The organism is Caloranaerobacter azorensis DSM 13643, assembly GCF_900129995.1.
Classification (GTDB): Bacteria; Bacillota; Clostridia; order Tissierellales; family Thermohalobacteraceae; genus Caloranaerobacter; species Caloranaerobacter azorensis.
This window is the reverse complement of record NZ_FQXO01000051.1, coordinates 1-17,529: the sequence shown is the minus strand read 5'-3', so window position 1 is coordinate 17,529 and position 17,529 is coordinate 1. Positions and strand designations below refer to the sequence as shown.

Sequence of the window (17,529 nt, the reverse complement as noted above, 5' to 3'; positions counted from 1 at the left end):
AAGGAGATGGCAAAGAAAAAAAGAAAAGACAAAATAAGAGAGAGAATAAAGAAAAGGAGAAGACAAGAACGAGAAGAAAAAAGAGAATATGTAAGATACAAATGTATAGAATGTGGGATAGAAGAAGAGGTACCAAAAGATGTAGTAGAAATGTTTGACATACTAGATAGTGGAGATATAAGCGTACCACCGAGATTTGATTGTGTAGAATGTGGTGGCGTAATGGAGCCTATTAAATATAAGGGTGTACATGGTATAACATATAGACTAGAGTAATTAAGTTGCGGGTAGCAAAAAGAAGCGGGTCCCGCAAAGCGGGACCCTTTTTTTATTTTATAGCAATTAAATCCTGTGAATTACTATTAATATTAAATATACTATTTGAAATTTGTTGCAGTGCTGATGTTAATTCACTGATTACTTGTGAATTTTTTTCAATCCCTTTTGATATTTGTATTATAGAAGAACTTATATCATTTAAAATCTCATTAATATTTTTAATACTTTCAGAAGAATTTATTGATAGTTTTCTTATTTCCTCAGCAACTACTGCAAATCCTCTTCCTAATTCTCCTGCCCTAGCTGCTTCTATAGTTGCATTAAGTCCTAATAAGTTTGTCTGTTTAGAAATGTTATTTATAAAATCTAATACTTGATTTATATTGCTTATTTTCCCTTCAGTTTCTTTTGTAATAGTTTCTATTTGTTTAGTACCATTTAAAATATCTTCTGCTCCTGCTGTGATTTCTTCAACGGCTGAAGTTACTTCTTCGATTTCGAGTGCTATTTTTTCTATCAATTCTTTTCTTTTTTTAATTTTTATTTCTTTTTTTATTTCTTCTACCACTATGATAGCAGCCATTTTTTGAAGCGGTTTAACGATTTCTGGATTACCTGTTATTCCAATACATCCTATTCTTTCGCCATTGAGTTTTATAACTCCATTATAACCTGCTTTTACTCCTTCCATTTTTTCTGCTTCTTCTTCTGTTATTGCTAATTCATCAATTTCTCCATTCATTATTTTTTTTGCACCTTGATGGATTGTACCAAGCCTTTCTGGCTGCATAGTTGCTATAATCTCTCCGCCTTCACCCATGAAATTAACGTTATTATCAGTAACCTCATGTATTAAATTAACTATTCTTTCAGCTAGTTCTTTTGATACTTTATGTTTCCACATTACTACCACCTCATATTTTGTTTTATATTATGTATTATGAATATGGATAAGAGTTAAATAGATTGTTGACAAACTTATATTTTTTAATATTTATGAAAATGAAAGCGAATGCTTGAAAGAATTTAGCTAAAAAACTAGACGAAAATTTTAAAGAAAATCCGTAGGTTTGACAGGATGTCTTGATTAGGTGCGTTAGGATTTTCTAAAAATTTGAGTCTTAAGTTTTTTCTAAATTCGTCCGCATGAGTGTCATTTTCATAAAATATTTTTGTTAACAAACTCAAGAGTAAAGAAATCTTAAAAGATTTCTTTACTCTTGTAGACTTCATATTTTTAAACTATTAAATTAAGATAAATGATAATATTGACACTACAGTTATTGTTACTAATCCCTGTACTAATGTAGCAAGAGTTTGAGATTTATATGCTGTAGATACATCCATGCCGCTAAATTGAGTAACTACCCAGAAGAAACTATCATTAGCGTGTGAAACTGTCATTGCTCCTGCTCCTATTGCCATAACTGTAAGTACTCTGCCCATTTCAGATGCTAGTCCTAAAGTTGAAAGTAATGGTGCTACTAAAGCAGAAGTTGTTACAAGAGCTACTGTTGATGAACCTTGAGCAGTTTTTAAAGCAGCAGCTATTATAAATGGTAAGAATATACCTAAATGATATTTTGCTAATGTAGTTCCTAAATAATTGCCAATAGGAGTTGACTTTAATACTTGTCCTAGTGCACCGCCTGCACCAGTTACCATAATTATAATTGCAGCACTTTTTAAGCCTTCGCCAATCCAGCCACTTAATGTTTCTTCATCTAATTTAGGTAATAGTGATAATGCAAAGAAGAAACCGATAAATAGTGCGTTTATTGGTTTACCTAAGAAGCTAAAGATTGTAAATAATGTTCCTTCTCCAAAAGGATGTGTTGGGAAATTCGCAATTGAACCAAGTGTTATCAATACAATTGGTACAATAATTGGTGCAAATGCTTTTGAAGGGCTTGGTAAATTTCCATATTGTTTTTTTACATCTTCATAACTAATAGTTAATTCTTCTAAATCTTCAGCAGATTTATATTTTTTACCACATAAAGTCGCCCAAAAATATCCTGCTAACATTGTTATGATTGAAACGATAAGTCCGACTATGATAACTAATCCTAAACTATTTTCTAATCCTAAATTTCCAGCTGCAGCTATTGGGCCTGGTGTTGGAGGAACTAGAGTATGAGTTGCATAAAGTCCTGTAGCCAAAGCAACAGACATCATTACTGCAGAACTTTTAGTTCTTTTAGCTAAAGATTTTTTTAAAGAAGATAAGATAACATAACCTGAATCGCAGAAAACAGGTATTGATACAATATAACCGATAATGCTCATAGCTAATCCAGGACGTTTTTCTCCGACTACCTTTAATACTGTATCAGCCATAGTTATAGCAGCACCCGATTTTTCTAGTATCGTTCCGATAATAGTACCTAATATAATAACAATACCAATATAATTAAGTATTCCCCCAAAACCATTTCTAATAGTTTGTCCTATTTTTAGGACAGGCATTCCTGCGGCAAAGGCAATACCGTAAGCTGCTATAAGTAAAGATATAAATGGATGCAACTTCCATTTAGAAGTTGATAATACGATGAATCCTATTCCTAGTAATAGGATAACTAATAAAATTGGACCTTGAACCATATAAAAACCCCTTTCTATTTATATTTTTTTATAATCCATTAGGAAATTATATTCAACGTTAAAATGTTAACAAATTCGAATATAATTTCCGTTAATGGATATAGGCAGAATTAATCTTTTAAGTACTTCTTATATATTCAACGCTCTTTAAAAGTGAAAAAATGTTTTTAACAGTTGAAAATAAAAGTTTGTCCGCATTATTAATTGCATAATCAATCGTTTCAGGTTTATCTACAATGCTAAATACAGAGTTTATTCCAAACTCATATACCTTTTCATATCCTTCACCTATTGATCCAACTATAGCTAATACAGGAACATTATATTTTTTTGCAAGTTTAGCTATTCCAACTGGTAATTTATTATTTACGGTTTGATAGTTTATTTGTCCTTCACCAGTGATAACTAAATCAACTTTTTCTTTCTGAAAAGCTTTTTCAATTCCTACTGCTTCGCTTATTATATCGAAGCCTCTTTTTAATTCGGCATTTAAAAAGGCTAATAAACCACCGCCTAATCCTCCAGCTGCACCGGCTCCTTCAATATCTAATATATCAACACCTAATTCTCTTTTGACTACTTTAGCGAAATTTTCTAATGCTTTATCTAATATTGGTAAATCGCTTTCTTTTGCTCCTTTTTGAAGGCCGTATACATAGGAAGCACCATTAGGACCACAAAGAGGATTAGTTACATCACATGCTATTGTGAATTTCACATTATCAATTCTTTTATCCCTATTTGAAATATCTATTGAATGTAAATCGAGGAGACCTTTTGCACCTCTACTTATTATTTCTCCTTTATTATTTAAGAGTTTAAATCCTAATGCTTCCATCATTCCTGCTCCACCATCATTTGTAGCACTGCCGCCTATTCCCATAATAATATGTGTGCATCCTTCATCTAATAATTTTAGAACTAATTGTCCAGTTCCATATGTGGAAGTATAGAATGGATTTCGTTTTTCTGTAGGGATAAGCGTTAAACCGGAAGCACTAGCCATTTCTATAACACCAGTTTTTCCATCTCCTAATATACCGTATTTTACTTCAATAGGATTTCCTAATGGATCTTGAACAGTTGTATGTTTAATTTTACCTTTTGTGTTAAGTACTAGAGCTTCAACAGTACCTTCTCCTCCATCAGCCATGGGGTATTTAATAATTTTAGCATTTGGAATAACAGATTTTATAGCTTCTTCACAAATATCACAATATTGTTTAGATGTTAAGCTTCCTTTGAATGAATCTGGAGCGATAAGTATGTTCATCATTATCACCTACTTCTTAATAATTTTTAATATCATTACCATTGTATAACATTTATTAAAATAAATCTTTATTATATATGACAAAAATTATATAAAAAATTGTGCTTTTAGTACAAAATTCTATGTGATTATACATTATTCGACATTTATCGCATATAAAAATACTATTCAACGGTCTTTATATAAAAATATAATAGTCTAAGTAATATTCTATCTGTATCATTGTGAATTGGATCGATGTTAAGTAATTCTTTTATTTTATTTAATCTGAAGACGATAGTGTTCCTATGCACATATAAATCTTTTGCAGCGTTTTTTAAATTCATATTATTTTTTATAAGACTTTTAATTGTATTTATTAATTCTTTTTTTCCTCTAATTTTTTCTGCATAATTTAATAAAAAATGTTCAAGATATTTTTTAGGTAATTTTGTACAAAGATATTCGATTATATAATTATCAATAAAAGCTATTTCTTCGTCGATTTCGTATTTCATGCAATAATCTAATGCAAATAATGCTTCTTTATAACTTTCTTTTATTCCAAGTATATTTTTGTGTAAAGTTCCAACCGCAAAATATATTTTTTTATTTATTTTGGATTTAATTTTACTTTTTAATTGAGCATAATAATCTGAAATATATTTTTTTATATAATTATGTTCAGTATTGTCTACTGTTTTAAGAATAAGTATCTTGTACATATCTATACTACAAACTATATCTTGAATATTGCTACTATTTAATGATTTTATTTCTTCAGTTAAGGAGTCTTTAATTTGACTGACTGTATTAGCTATATTTGCTAAATTTAAACTATCTGTATTGTCAAAAGATAATAAACATGCAATTCGCGGTATTTCTAAATTATATCCTAGTCTAGATGCTAATTGCGTTAAAGTATAAACGTCATTTTCACTTTGTGCTTCTAATATTTTATTGATTAGGACTTTAATTTGACTTGAATATGTACTATTTTCTTCTTTTAATAATTCTTGTTCTATCATAAGCTCAACAGCCATTTTAACAATTTTAGCTGTTTTTTCTAGAGAACTTGGATCGCCAGTTATCCCGATGACGCCTATGATAAAGTTTTTATAAAAAAATGGCATATTTATACCTTCTTTTACCCCTTTATATTTTTTTGAATCTTCTTTATAAACATCTATTCTTTTTTTCTGCTTAATAACTTCATCTGCAATTTTATGATATGTACCTATTCTTTCTTTACTGCCACTAGCAATTATAATCCCATTTTTGTCCATTATATTGATATTATGACCAAGATTGTTCATAATTCTGTCAACACACTTTTGAGCTAATTCTTGGCTTAAAATCATATCCTCCCACCTTTTTCTTATTCATATCATTGTTAATATTATTACTTCATTTGAATGCAATAGATAACTATTCTACATATAATTGAAATTTCCTTTTATATGTAAACTATTATTTACACAATTATAGAATTATCAATGAACAAAAATGTTATGAAGAATTCTACTTAAATAAGTTGTAGTTGCATAAAATGGAATATTTGTTTATAATTCTACTTGTGCGTTGTAATTTTAAGTATAAAACTATATGTTATAGGTCTAATTATTGAAGGAGTGGTATTTGTGGAAAATGTTAAAAGATTAATACCAGGGATTTTATTTGTTTATCTAATATCTTTTATCTCTATTCTCATTAATGATTCAATAAAGCATATTGTAAATCTAGAAGCCCTAACTATAGGCATCATTATAGGAATTTTGTATAATAATTTATTAGAAACTAGAGAAATATTTAAACCGGGTATAAAGTTTTCTGCAAAAAAACTTTTAAAAGCCGGAATCGTTCTATTAGGGTTTAAACTTAACTTTAAATCCTTATTAAATCTTGGCCCAAAAGTTATATTAATGATAATAATATTTGTTCCGACTGTTTTAATGATTGCCTATTATTTGGGTAAATTATTTAAGATAAACAATAAGATTCCTATACTTATAGGAGTTGGTTCCAGTATATGTGGAGCTTCTGCTATAGTAGCGATGGCTCCTTGTATAAATGCAGATGAAGACGAGGCTGTAGTTGCAGTGTCCATTATTAATTTTTTAGGAGCTATAGGGGTTTTGGTATATTCAGCTATAGCTTTGGTTTCAGGAATTAGCGATATTGAATATGGAATTTGGTCTGGAATATCGCTCCAAGGAGTAGCTCATGCAATAGCAGCTGCTTTCGCTAGAGGCAGCGGAGCGGGAGAAATAGGAACATTTGTAAAAATGGGTAGAGTTGTAATGTTAATTCCTGTGGCTATGGTTTTAAGTCTAATATTTAATAAAAAAGAAAAGAGTTCTAATGTGAAATTTCCAATGTATATATTTTATTTTATAATAGCCGGTATAATAAGTTCATTAGGCATAATTCCGAATCAGCTTTCAATGATATTAGTAAAATTAAGTTCTACTTTCATACTTATGGCTATGGTTGGAATGGGACTTTCAGTAGATTTAAAGAGTATTAAAGATAAAGGATTAAAATCATTTTTATTTGGATTACTTTTATTCTCTTTGATATCGGTAACTACTAATTTTATAATTACGAGATTAATTTAAAATTTTACCGGAGATGATAAAATGAGCAGAAATAAGATATTAGGTGCAATATTTGGATTTTGCATTGGAGACGCTCTTGGCGTACCTGTTGAATTTAAATCAAGAGAAGAACTAATAAAAGAACCAGTTACAGATATGCTTGGTTATGGGACTTATGATCAGCCACCGGGAACGTGGTCAGATGATACTTCTTTAACTTTATGTTTAGTTGAGAGTTTATGCAATGGATTTAGTCTAGAGGATATAGCAGAAAAGTATACAAAGTGGTATTATGATGCTTACTGGACACCGCACAACGTAACATTTGGTGTAGGTAATACAACTAAAGAAGCGATTTGTAGAATTTCTAGAGGAGTAAATCCTGAACAAGCTGGACTCGATGATGAATATTCGAATGGCAATGGTTCACTTATGAGGGTATTGCCTTTAGCATTTTATTTAAAAGATGTTGAAGACGAAGAAAAATATGATGTAATACATAAAGTATCTTCAATTACACATAGACATTTAAGAAGTATTTTGGCTTGTAGTATATATGTAGAATATGCAATAAATCTTTTGAAAGGCTATTTAAAAGATGAGGCCTATGAAAATATGAAGGTAAACATTACCAATTTCTATTCCAATACTGATTTTAAAAAAGAATTTGATTCATATAGCAGAATATTAAAATACGATATTGCAAAATTGAAAGAAGAAGAAATAAAGTCGAGTGGCTATGTTGTAGATACTTTAGAGGCTGCATTTTGGTGTTTCTTAAATGGGAATGGATATAAAGAAGTAGTTTTAAAAGCTGTAAATCTGGGGAATGATACAGATACAATTGCAGCAGTAGCGGGTGGACTTGCAGGTATATATTATGGTATAGAGGCTATTCCTAAAAAGTGGATAGATTTAGTTGCTAGGAAAGATGATATAATTAGATTAACCGAACAATTTAGCAATAGAATACGATAAGATATTGATTAGTTTATGTTATAATATAAAATGGAGGATGGTATCTTCCAAAATAATTTACTAAATAGAAGAGGGATTTTATGGCACTAATAAATAAATTTTTGACAAATAAGTTCGAAGAACCGTATATTTTAGTTTGTACATCTAAATCACAGATGTTATTTAGTAAAGATTTATTAGATAAAGAAGGTATAGAAAATGATTTAATTCCTACACCAAAGGGATTTGGTGGGGTATGTACGACAGCTATAAAGTTTGATAAGAAATTTGAGCAGAAAGTAAGAGAGATAATAAAGAAAAATAATATTGAATATGAAGGGATTTATTCTTTAAAAGATAAATATAAATACAATCTATCTGAAATATTTAATATGAATATTTCAGATACTCTTAAAGATATAGTAAAAAAGGTAGAAGCTAATATAGAATTAAATAAGGAAGAAATAAAATATTTGTTAGAAGTAGAGAATGAAGAGTATGATGCGCTGATTCGAATGGCAGATATTATAAGGAAAGAATGTATTGGGGATAGGATAGAAATAAGGGCTGCAATTGAATTTTCTAACTATTGTAGAAAAAACTGTAATTACTGTGGAGTTAGAAGAGATAATAAAATAAAAAGGTATAGAATGACTGAAGAAGAAATAATAGATGAGGTTGAGAAGTTATATAAAGTAGGCATAAAAACAGTAATATTACAGTCGGGTGAAGACCCATATTATACTACTGATAGGATGCTATCGATTATTAAAGAAATAAAGCAGAAGTTTAGAATGGGTATTACTTTAAGCATAGGAGAAAGGGAAGAAGAAGAGTATAGGCTATTTAGTGATGCAGGTGTTAATAATTATTTACTAAAGATAGAAACTGCAAGTAGGAGATTATTTGAATTAATCCATCCTGATGATGATTATGATATTAGAGTGAAGCATACTAGACTTATAAAAGAGGCCGGAATGAGAGCAGCATCTGGAGGAATGATAGGACTGCCTACTCAAACTATTGATGAAATAGCGGAAGATATTATATTTCAAAGAGATTTCGGTATTCATATGATTGGATTTGGGCCGTTTTTACCGGCTAAAGGAACACCATATGAAAATTGTAAACCGGGAGATCTTAAGCTGTCATTAAAAGTTGTAGCTGTAACTAGAATAGTATGTCAGCATGTGTTTTTGCCAGCTACAACGGCGATAGCTACATTACATCCGGATGGACAAACTTTAGCATTAAAAGCAGGTGCTAATACGATTATGCTTATTAGTACACCGCCTAGTTTAAGGGATAACTATCAAATTTATTCGAATAAGAATATGGTTGACTTGAGCTTTGCAATAAAATCAACAAGAGATGCGAAACGAAAACTTCCTAAATATCTAAATTATGATTATTTGAAAGAATTAGGATATGAAATTGAAGATGAATTAATATAAAACATTTTGAAGCCATCGGCACTTTACCGATGGCTTTCTAGTATCCTTTTTTTAAGTCAACTATATTAATTAGCTTTTCACCATTTATATATCTTTTCATGTTTTCATATATAACGTTATATCTTCTTTCATTTCTCATTTCTGAAACCCAGGAATTATGCGGAGTTATTATAACATTATCTAAATCCCATAAAGGATTATTCTCATTTAATGGTTCGTTTTCAAAAACGTCTAATGCAGCAAATTTTATTTTTCCATTTTTCAGGTATTTAATTAAGTCAGCTTCATTTATTATACTGCCACGAGAAACGTTTACAATATATACACCATCTTTCATTATTTTAAATTTACTTTCATTAAGTAAATGATGAGTTTTTTCTGTATACGGAATAGTAAGGACTAAAATATCGCATAAACTTAAAAAGTAATCAAATTCAGAAGTACTAAAGCATTTATCGAAGTACTCTACACTTCTACCCGTAGTGTTTAATCCGTATATGTTTACTTCAAAACCTTTAAGTCTTTTTGCTGATTCATATGCAATACTTCCTGTTCCGATAAAACCTATTGTTTTGCCATAAAGCTCTATAATAGAAGTATCAATTTTCCAGAGTTTATTATCTTGCTTTTTATAGAAATTCTTGCTCTTTTTTAGCATTTCCAGTATTTTCAATACAACCCATTCGCCCATAGGAATGCTATATCCGCCTTTATTGTTAGTTAACAAGATTTGTTTTTCTAATAAATATTGTTTAGGAACTTGATCTATACCGATACTTGATAATTGAATCCATTTCAGTTTATTTAGTTTAGTGATATCTAAAGAATTAAAAGGGTTGTAGCATACAAGCACTTCTATATCTTTTATTTCTTCATTATAGTATAATTCTCGTTCTTTGATATACACGATTTCATAGCCTAAATCTTTGATTTTTTTCATTTTTTCTTTACCGTAATTATAGGTAAATAAAGCTTTTACCATAATTCACCACCTTTACAATATACTTTGTATATATTATATCAGAATATTTTGGTAAAGTTTATGGTTATTTAAAGAAAGTATTTACCGAGAAAATATTACTTAAAATTACAAAATAAGACAATTTTCATTGAAGGGAAAATATATCGTGATAGAGAATAAGTGATAAAGATATCAAAAGATAGGGGGGAGTAATTTTGCAATTGAATTTCTTTGTAGCAGGTAAAACTTTGGTTGTAGGTTTCGATGGAGAGTTAGATCATCATACTGCAGAAAATGTTAGAAAGGAGATAGACGATTATTATGACGAAAAGATGTTAAAAAATATTATTTTAGATTTAGATAATTTGAACTTTATGGACAGTTCTGGTATTGGATTAATTTTAGGAAGATATAAAAAGGCTATGAGTAATGATGGAAAATTATTATTAGTAAACGTAAGTACTAGAGTTAAGAAAATTTTAGAAATGTCGGGGATAACAAAAATAATTAAAATTTATGATTCTGTTAATAATGCTTTAGACAATATATAAAGGGGTGTTTTATATGCATGATAATTATATGAAATTAGAAATACCAAGTAAATCACAAAATGAGGCTTTTGCTAGAGTAGTAGTAGCTTCATTTGCATCTCAATTAGATCCTACTATTGAAGAATTAGCTGATGTTAAAACGGCAGTGTCCGAAGCTGTTACAAATGCAATAATTCATGGTTACGAAAATAAAATAGGAATAATAACTATAGAATGTAGAATAATAAAAAATAAATTGGAAATAATTGTAGAGGACAAGGGTAAGGGAATAGAAGATATAGAGAAAGCAATGGAGCCATTTTATACTTCAAGGCCTGAAATGGAAAGATCAGGTATGGGATTTACGGTAATGGAGACTTTTATGGATGATTTAAAAGTGCAATCTGAGATAGGAAAAGGCACTATAGTGAAGATGGTAAAAGTATTTAAAAGTATATCATCTGGGGAGTAGATAATATGGGCACTAGTACATTAAGAAAAACCTCAACTGAATTGCTTAATCATGAGGAAACTATTGAGTTAATAAAAAAAGCACAAGCAGGAGATAAAGAGGCGCAGGCAATACTTGTAGATCACAATCTTGGATTAGTTAGAAGTGTATTAAAAAGGTTTAACAATAGAGGATATGATATAGAAGATTTGTTTCAAATAGGTTGTATTGGACTAATTAAAGCAATTCAAAAATTTGAACCTAAATATGAAGTCAGGTTTTCTACATATGCGATTCCTATGATTATAGGTGAAATAAAGAGGTTTTTAAGAGATGACGGAATAATAAAGGTTAGCCGTTCACTTAAACAGACTGCAGCAAAAGTCAAATTGGCAAAAGAAAAATTAACAAAAAAATTAGGTAGAGAACCAACTATAAATGAAATATGCGATGAAGTAAAAATGGACAAAGAAGAAGTTGTTATGGCTTTAGATTCTAATTACCAGCCAGATTATTTGTATGATGTAATACATCATGATAATGGTTCACCAATTCATTTGATAGATAAAATTGGTAGTAATGAAGCCGAAGATTCGGAAGTATTAGATAGAATCGTTCTTAAACAGGCTTTAAGTCAGCTCGAACCTATGGAAAGAAAGATTATTATAATGAGATATTTTAAAGATAAAACGCAGACTGAAATTGCTGAAATGCTAGGAATATCACAGGTTCAGGTGTCGAGAATAGAAAAAAGAGTTTTACAAAATATGAGAAATTATCTAAATAGACATCAAAATTAGATGTCTATTTTTTTGTATTAAAAAAAAGATTGAAGTAAATAATAAAGTATGTAAAAGAAATGGAGTGATTGTATGAAGAAATATTTTAAAATTATCATCTGTTTGTTTTTATTTATTGTACTTATTACTTTTGGATGGTATGTTTTTTTAAGCAATAAATCAATGAAGCAAATTCCAAAAAGAGCTAAATTTGTTTTTAATGAAAATATTGATAATAATGGGGTGGTAAACTATAAAAAATGCTAATGTATATTTATTCTTTAAAACAAAAATTACAAGAGGAAAACAAGAGTCAGTAAGAATAAAAGATATTGCTGATGTTTATTGTGAAGATTTAAATTTACAAAGAGCAATATTAGATATCAAGTTAACTAAAATACCTAATGATAAAAAATTTATGAAAATATCTGTACTCGAAGTGATTAAAAAGATAGAGTTCGAATATAAAGATTTGACTATATCAACATTTGGAGTAGACGAAGTTTTAGTAGATATAAATAATGTTAGAGATTCAAATAAGTTTTTACAATTGATTAAGGTATTTTTGATATCTTTAATTCTTTTTATTGGAGCAGGTCTCGCTATAATAAATTTTCATGCAGATGTAAATATGGAGAAATCACATAAGATAATATATTATCTTATAACCGGCAAAAAAACAGATAACCCATTAACATTACAGATAGCATATTCTTTAGGTATTGGTATTGGTATGACTATTTTTTTAAATCAGTTTGGTAAAAAAGGAGAAAAAGAACCTAGTCCATTAGAAATAGAGATGTATAAATTTAAAAAAGATATAGATGATTATAAGATGAATAACAAAAATGAAAGTTAATTTGCAAAATATGGTGATGGAAATGTTTAATACTATTATTTTAGCATTAATAGGTTTTTCGGGAGGCATAGTAATAGGAAGTGCTTTCATTGCAGTTATCGTATTATTAAATATAATTCCAAGACTAGCCCAAATGTCTCATACGGAAAAGTTTATTAGTGTTTATGAGAAAGTTATGATTTTATCGGTTGTATTGATTACATTATTAGATTTTTTTGATGTTACATTAAAAATAAATGAAATTTATTTAATTCCGATTGGATTAATAATGGGAATTTTCATTGGAATTTTAGCGGCTGCATTAGCTGAAGTAATTGACGTAGTAGCTGTTTTTGAAAGAAGGGTTAAGATTAAAGATTATATTTTTTATATTTTATTAGCTATAGCTTTAGGAAAAACTGTAGGTTCATTAGTACAATGGTTAATTTTAGAAAGATAAGGTGATGAGATGATAAAAAATATTTTGAAATATTATGAGGAATTAGATAGTAGAAGTATTTTTAAAGAGAATATAGGCGAAAGAGAATTAAGGTATCAAGAAAATGAAGCATGTTCTGATGATATAGTATTAAAAAGTAAATTTTTTAAAAAAGTTAATCAAATTAAGTAAAGGGGTGATTTTATGAATAAGATTAATCCTAAAGAGTATAACGAATATGTTCAGAAAAAGATTCCAAAACCAACGTTTTTGAAAAATTCTCTCTGGGCTTTTTTTATTGGTGGAATTATTTGTACTTTTGGACAGTTTATAATAAATTTTTATAAAAATATGGGACTTGATAAGGATGGAGTATCGGCAGCGACAGCAATTACTTTGGTGTTTCTTGGAGCATTTTTTACTGGATTAGGATGGTATGATAAGTTAGGTAAAAGAGCAGGAGCTGGTTCTATAGTACCAATAACAGGCTTTGCTAATTCTATTGTATCGCCTGCAATGGAATTTAAAAGAGAAGGATTTATATTTGGAGTAGCTGCCAGAATGTTTACAGTAGCAGGGCCAGTTCTTGTGTATGGATACGGAAGTTCGGTTATAGTGGGATTAATATATTATTTAGTTAAAAAGTAAGGAGGTGTAAAATTGGCCGTTAAAAAAATTGGAAAGCAAACAGTGAGACTTAAAAATCCACCTTCAATTATATCCACATACAGCATTGTTGGGCCAAAAGAAGGAGATGGGCCGCTTAAGGAATATTTTGATTTTATTTTACAAGATGATTTATGTGGCCAAAAAACTTGGGAAAAGTGTGAGTCTAAAATTCTTGAAGATGCTATAAAAATGGCAATAAAAAATGCACAATTGTCTGAAAAAAAGGTAGAGTATGTTTTGGCTGGAGATCTATTGAATCAAATTATATCATCTTCGTTTGCAGTAAGGAATTTGGGAATACCTTATTTCGGGTTGTATGGTGCTTGTTCGACAATGGCAGAAAGTTTGAGTTTAGGTTCTATGTTAATTGATGGAGGTTATGCAGATTATCTCGTCTGTGCTACATCAAGCCATTTTTGTACTGCTGAAAGGCAATTTAGATTCCCATTGGAATTAGGTAATCAAAGACCGCCAACTTCTCAATGGACTGTTACTGGAGCTGGGGCGGCTGTTTTATCTTCAAATGGTTTAGGGCCATATATAACTCATGTTACAACTGGAAAGGTAGTAGATGCTGGCATTAAAGATGTAAATAATATGGGAGCTGCAATGGCTCCAGCGGCAGCAGATACTATAATACAGCATTTTAAGGACACAGGTTATAGGATAGATGATTATGATTTAATAATAACTGGAGATTTAGGTATAATAGGCAAGGAAATAGCTGAAGAATTTATAACTAAAGCTGGTTATGATATTTCAAAAATATTTACAGACTGTGGAATTGAAATATTTGATAATGAAAGACAAGATACTCATGCAGGAGGTAGTGGATGTGGCTGTTCGGCTTCAGTATTTTGCGGATATATTTATAAATTACTTAAAGATAAAACTTTGAATAGAGTATTGTTAATTTCGACTGGTGCATTACATTCAACAACAAGTTCTCAACAAGGGGAATCGATACCGGGAATAGCTCATGCAGTTACTATTAGTAATACAAAAGAATAGGAGGGTTTCAATGGATTATATAAGGGCATTTATTGTTGGAGGGTTAATTTGTGTTATTGGACAATTATTAATGGATGGAACCAAGTTAACACCTGCACATGTATTGGTAGCTTTTGTTACATCGGGAGTTATATTGACTGCTATAGGCGTATATGAGCCAATAGTAAATATTGGTGGAGCAGGAGCTACTGTACCATTACCGGGTTTTGGTTATTCATTGGCAAAAGGCGTTTTTAAAGCAGTAAATGAAGATGGATTGATAGGTGTTTTTACTGGCGGCATGCAGGCTACTGCAGGGGGTGTATCAGCAGCAATATTTTTCGGTTATATAATGTCTTTAATTTTTAACCCTAAATCAAAAAGTTAATAATTGGAAGTGATATTTTTGAAGAGAAAAGTTATTTTAGTTACAGATGGAGATGCTAATGCACGAAGAGCAGTTGAAATGGCTGCTACTAGAATAGGAGGAAGATGTATTTCTAGATCTGCTGGGAATCCGACTCCTTTATCGGGTGAGGAGATTATCGAATTAGTAAAAACGGCGAAATACGATCCTGTTATTGTTATGGTTGATGATAAAGGAAATCCAAGACAAGGACAAGGTGAACAAGTTATAGAGGAAATACTTAAAAGTGATGAAATAGAAGTTTTAGGGGTTATAGCTGTGGCTTCAAATACTGAAGGAGTTAATGGTGTGGCAGTAGATTTTTCAATTAATTCTGATGGAGAAAGAGTAGAAAGAGCAGTTAACAAATGTGGTAGAGAAACTAATAGTAAAGTCTTATATGGAGATACTGTAGATATTTTAAACAAATATAGAGTACCGGTTATAGTAGGAATTGGAGATATAGGGAAAATGAATGGGAAGGATGATTCAAAAATAGGCGCTCCTGTTTTGACTAGGGCAATAGAGGAAATATTAAAAATAGCAGAATAAGGTGATAGCAATGAAAACATATGATGAAAGAGTAAATTACATTTCTGAAAAGATAGGCGTAGGTAAAAGTTTTGATGCTGTTAGGAGAGATTTTGAAATAGCTGGTAAAAATGCCTCTCTTTTTTTTATAGATGGTTTCGTAAAGGATGAACTGATGATATGGATAATAAAAAGGCTGCAGGAGGTAAGTAGACAAGAAATAGTACCAAATGCTTTAGATAAGTTGATTAAAAGAAAAATATCGTATATTGAGTGTGATAGTAGTGAAGATTTAGAGGAGATTCAATATTCTTTATTGTCGGGTTCTGTTGTATTATTTATTGAAGATTTAAAAGAGGCTTTGATAATTGATGTTCGAACGTATCCAGCAAGGGGACCTGAAGAGCCAGATTTAGAGAAAGTTACCCGAGGGTCTAGAGATGGTTTTGTTGAAACTATTGTTTTTAATACTGCTTTAATAAGAAGGCGAATAAGAGATCCCAATTTACGTTTTGAGCTATATAAAGTTGGGAAAAGGTCTCAAAATGATGTAGTTATTGGTTATATTGAAGATATTACGAATAGAGATTTAGTTAGTAGTCTTAGAGACAAAATAAAGAGCATAGATATTGATTCGTTAGTAATGGCTGAAAAAAGTTTAGAGGAATTTATTTTAGGCAGAAACTTAAATCCATTTCCTCAGGCAAAATTTACTGAAAGGCCAGATGTGGCTGCAGCACATTTGCTAGAGGGGCATATAATAGTTTTAGTTGACACAACTCCTAGTGTAATGATATTGCCTGTAAGCATGTTTCATTTTACACAACATGCAGAGGATTATTATCAAAATCCTATCATTGGAACGTATATAAGATGGGTGAGATTTTTGGCTATTATTTTATCGTATCTTTTGCCCTCGTTGTGGTTATTATTAATTAAAAATAAGTCAATACTACCGGAGTTTTTACAGTTTATTGGGCCTAAAGAATCAGGAGAAATATCATTATTATTTCAGTTTTTAATACTTGAGATAGGGTTAGATATGTTGAGAATAGCATCAATTCATACACCGAATGCATTAACGACTTCTCTTGGAATCATAGGGGCACTACTTTTAAGTGATTTTGCAATAAAGGTTGGCTGGTTTATACCAGAAACGGTTTTATATGGTGCAATAGCTGGTATAGGGATGTTTGCAACTCCAAGTATTGAATTTGCTATGGCAATAAGAATATTTAGGTTAATATTATTAATTTTTACAGGATTATTTAGTGCAATAGGTTTTATAATAGGTATTTTCATATTTTTAATTACTTTATTGAAAACAAAATCTTTTGGAGGAATTAATTATACTTGGCCATTAATACCATTTGATAGAAAAGCTCTATCTACGGTACTAACTAGAAAACCTATTCCAGAAGTATATCAAAGACCCGATTTTATCAGAGCAAAAGATAGAGATAAAATGAAAGTTGATAATCGAGTAGGAGGTAGATGATTAATTCATCTACCGACCTCTCACACCACCGTACGTACCGTTCGGTATACGGCGGTTCATTAGGTTAAGTTCAAACTTGAACTCTGGCTTTCGCTATTGATGATGCCGAAGGTATACTACACGCTTCCTTCCTATCTTGGACTTCCAGTCCTACTTCAGTCGGAGAGCCTTCATATGAAGTTTTCTGTGGTCTTTGCATACCTCTCGAATCTTTCAATGCTACTTACCTCCCTAATGTTCGGTCCTTCCCTATCTATCCTAGGTTTTGATAGGTACTATGACCTCTGCTGACTT

General features: G+C 30.4%; 22 protein-coding genes. 16 read left to right on the top strand and 6 right to left on the bottom strand.

From position 1 onward, the window contains the following. On the top strand, positions 1–276 hold a 276-nt coding region (locus tag BUB51_RS08670; protein WP_242945574.1), incomplete at its 5' end, for a hypothetical protein. Between the two features lie 52 nt (positions 277–328). Here BUB51_RS08670 and BUB51_RS13600 read toward each other — a convergent pair. The 4 genes from BUB51_RS13600 to BUB51_RS08650 all read right to left on the bottom strand — a co-directional run bounded on the left by BUB51_RS13600 (position 329) and on the right by BUB51_RS08650 (position 5,496). Continuing rightward, positions 329–1,183 carry a methyl-accepting chemotaxis protein gene (locus tag BUB51_RS13600; RefSeq protein WP_073197106.1) on the bottom strand — a complete coding sequence of 285 codons (855 nt, stop codon included), beginning with the start codon at positions 1,181–1,183 and terminating at the stop codon, positions 329–331. 341 nt (positions 1,184–1,524) lie between these two features. Further along, positions 1,525–2,883, bottom strand: coding sequence for a GntP family permease (locus BUB51_RS08660; protein WP_035161885.1), 1,359 nt, complete (start codon positions 2,881–2,883; stop codon positions 1,525–1,527). Positions 2,884–3,001: 118 nt separating this feature from the next. Continuing rightward, positions 3,002–4,156 carry a glycerate kinase gene (locus BUB51_RS08655; protein ID WP_073197104.1) on the bottom strand — a complete coding sequence of 385 codons (1,155 nt, stop codon included), beginning with the start codon at positions 4,154–4,156 and terminating at the stop codon, positions 3,002–3,004. Between the two features lie 164 nt (positions 4,157–4,320). Next, the gene (locus tag BUB51_RS08650) at positions 4,321–5,496 is read right to left on the bottom strand and encodes a CdaR family transcriptional regulator (protein WP_073197102.1); all 1,176 of its coding nucleotides are present in this window, start codon (positions 5,494–5,496) and stop codon (positions 4,321–4,323) included. 279 nt (positions 5,497–5,775) lie between these two features. On the opposite strand from BUB51_RS08650, the gene BUB51_RS08645 reads away from it, so the two are divergent. From BUB51_RS08645 to hydE, 3 genes are all read left to right on the top strand, one after another. Continuing rightward, positions 5,776–6,753: a YeiH family protein gene (locus tag BUB51_RS08645; RefSeq protein WP_073197100.1), complete on the top strand. Its 978-nt coding sequence runs from the start codon at positions 5,776–5,778 to the stop codon at positions 6,751–6,753. A 21-nt stretch (positions 6,754–6,774) separates the two neighbouring features. Then, on the top strand, positions 6,775–7,710 hold the full coding sequence (locus BUB51_RS08640) for an ADP-ribosylglycohydrolase family protein (RefSeq protein ID WP_073197098.1): 936 nt from the start codon (positions 6,775–6,777) through the stop codon (positions 7,708–7,710). An 80-nt stretch (positions 7,711–7,790) separates the two neighbouring features. Further along, positions 7,791–9,143 carry a [FeFe] hydrogenase H-cluster radical SAM maturase HydE gene (gene hydE, locus BUB51_RS08635; RefSeq protein WP_073197095.1) on the top strand — a complete coding sequence of 451 codons (1,353 nt, stop codon included), beginning with the start codon at positions 7,791–7,793 and terminating at the stop codon, positions 9,141–9,143. Positions 9,144–9,180: 37 nt separating this feature from the next. Here hydE and BUB51_RS08630 read toward each other — a convergent pair whose 3' ends face one another. After that, positions 9,181–10,125, bottom strand: a complete 945-nt coding sequence (locus BUB51_RS08630; RefSeq protein ID WP_073197093.1) for a phosphoglycerate dehydrogenase — start codon at positions 10,123–10,125, stop codon at positions 9,181–9,183. Positions 10,126–10,319: 194 nt separating this feature from the next. Here BUB51_RS08630 and spoIIAA point away from each other — a divergent pair, with 194 nt between their 5' ends. The 12 genes from spoIIAA (at position 10,320) to BUB51_RS08585 (ending at position 17,235) form a co-directional block, all read left to right on the top strand. Then, positions 10,320–10,655, top strand: a complete 336-nt coding sequence (gene spoIIAA, locus BUB51_RS08625; RefSeq protein WP_035161874.1) for an anti-sigma F factor antagonist — start codon at positions 10,320–10,322, stop codon at positions 10,653–10,655. Positions 10,656–10,668: 13 nt separating this feature from the next. Continuing rightward, on the top strand, positions 10,669–11,106 hold the full coding sequence (spoIIAB, locus tag BUB51_RS08620) for an anti-sigma F factor (RefSeq protein ID WP_035161872.1): 438 nt from the start codon (positions 10,669–10,671) through the stop codon (positions 11,104–11,106). Positions 11,107–11,111: 5 nt separating this feature from the next. Continuing rightward, positions 11,112–11,885: an RNA polymerase sporulation sigma factor SigF gene (gene sigF / locus BUB51_RS08615; RefSeq protein WP_035161871.1), complete on the top strand. Its 774-nt coding sequence runs from the start codon at positions 11,112–11,114 to the stop codon at positions 11,883–11,885. A gap of 72 nt (positions 11,886–11,957) precedes the next feature. Further along, on the top strand, positions 11,958–12,131 hold the full coding sequence (locus tag BUB51_RS13135) for a hypothetical protein (RefSeq protein ID WP_156099362.1): 174 nt from the start codon (positions 11,958–11,960) through the stop codon (positions 12,129–12,131). Then, entirely contained in the window at positions 12,118–12,723 is a 606-nt protein-coding gene (locus tag BUB51_RS08610) for a stage V sporulation protein AA (RefSeq protein ID WP_073197091.1), read from the top strand. The genes BUB51_RS13135 and BUB51_RS08610 overlap by 14 nt, the downstream gene beginning before the upstream one ends. Then, positions 12,713–13,162, top strand: coding sequence for a stage V sporulation protein AB (locus BUB51_RS08605; protein WP_052045112.1), 450 nt, complete (start codon positions 12,713–12,715; stop codon positions 13,160–13,162). Before BUB51_RS08610 ends, BUB51_RS08605 begins: the two co-directional genes overlap by 11 nt. Positions 13,163–13,171: 9 nt before the next feature. Next, positions 13,172–13,333 (top strand): hypothetical protein, encoded by a 162-nt coding sequence (locus BUB51_RS13130; protein WP_159430407.1) that lies wholly within the window; start codon positions 13,172–13,174, stop codon positions 13,331–13,333. A 12-nt stretch (positions 13,334–13,345) separates the two neighbouring features. Then, entirely contained in the window at positions 13,346–13,789 is a 444-nt protein-coding gene (gene spoVAC, locus BUB51_RS13260; protein ID WP_200791918.1) for a stage V sporulation protein AC, read from the top strand. A 12-nt stretch (positions 13,790–13,801) separates the two neighbouring features. Continuing rightward, positions 13,802–14,821, top strand: coding sequence for a stage V sporulation protein AD (gene spoVAD, locus BUB51_RS08600; RefSeq protein ID WP_200791916.1), 1,020 nt, complete (start codon positions 13,802–13,804; stop codon positions 14,819–14,821). Positions 14,822–14,831: 10 nt separating this feature from the next. After that, positions 14,832–15,188, top strand: coding sequence for a stage V sporulation protein AE (gene spoVAE, locus BUB51_RS08595; protein ID WP_073197088.1), 357 nt, complete (start codon positions 14,832–14,834; stop codon positions 15,186–15,188). A 9-nt stretch (positions 15,189–15,197) separates the two neighbouring features. After that, a complete protein-coding gene (spoVAEA, locus tag BUB51_RS08590; protein WP_278294242.1) occupies positions 15,198–15,758 on the top strand; it encodes a stage V sporulation protein SpoVABEA in 561 nt (186 codons plus the stop codon). Positions 15,759–15,768: 10 nt separating this feature from the next. Continuing rightward, the gene (locus BUB51_RS08585) at positions 15,769–17,235 is read left to right on the top strand and encodes a spore germination protein (protein ID WP_073197084.1); all 1,467 of its coding nucleotides are present in this window, start codon (positions 15,769–15,771) and stop codon (positions 17,233–17,235) included. 70 nt (positions 17,236–17,305) lie between these two features. Here the strand turns inward: BUB51_RS08585 and BUB51_RS13125 are convergent, their stop codons facing one another. After that, on the bottom strand, positions 17,306–17,452 hold the full coding sequence (locus BUB51_RS13125; protein WP_159430368.1) for a hypothetical protein: 147 nt from the start codon (positions 17,450–17,452) through the stop codon (positions 17,306–17,308). Positions 17,453–17,529: the final 77 nt, after the last annotated feature.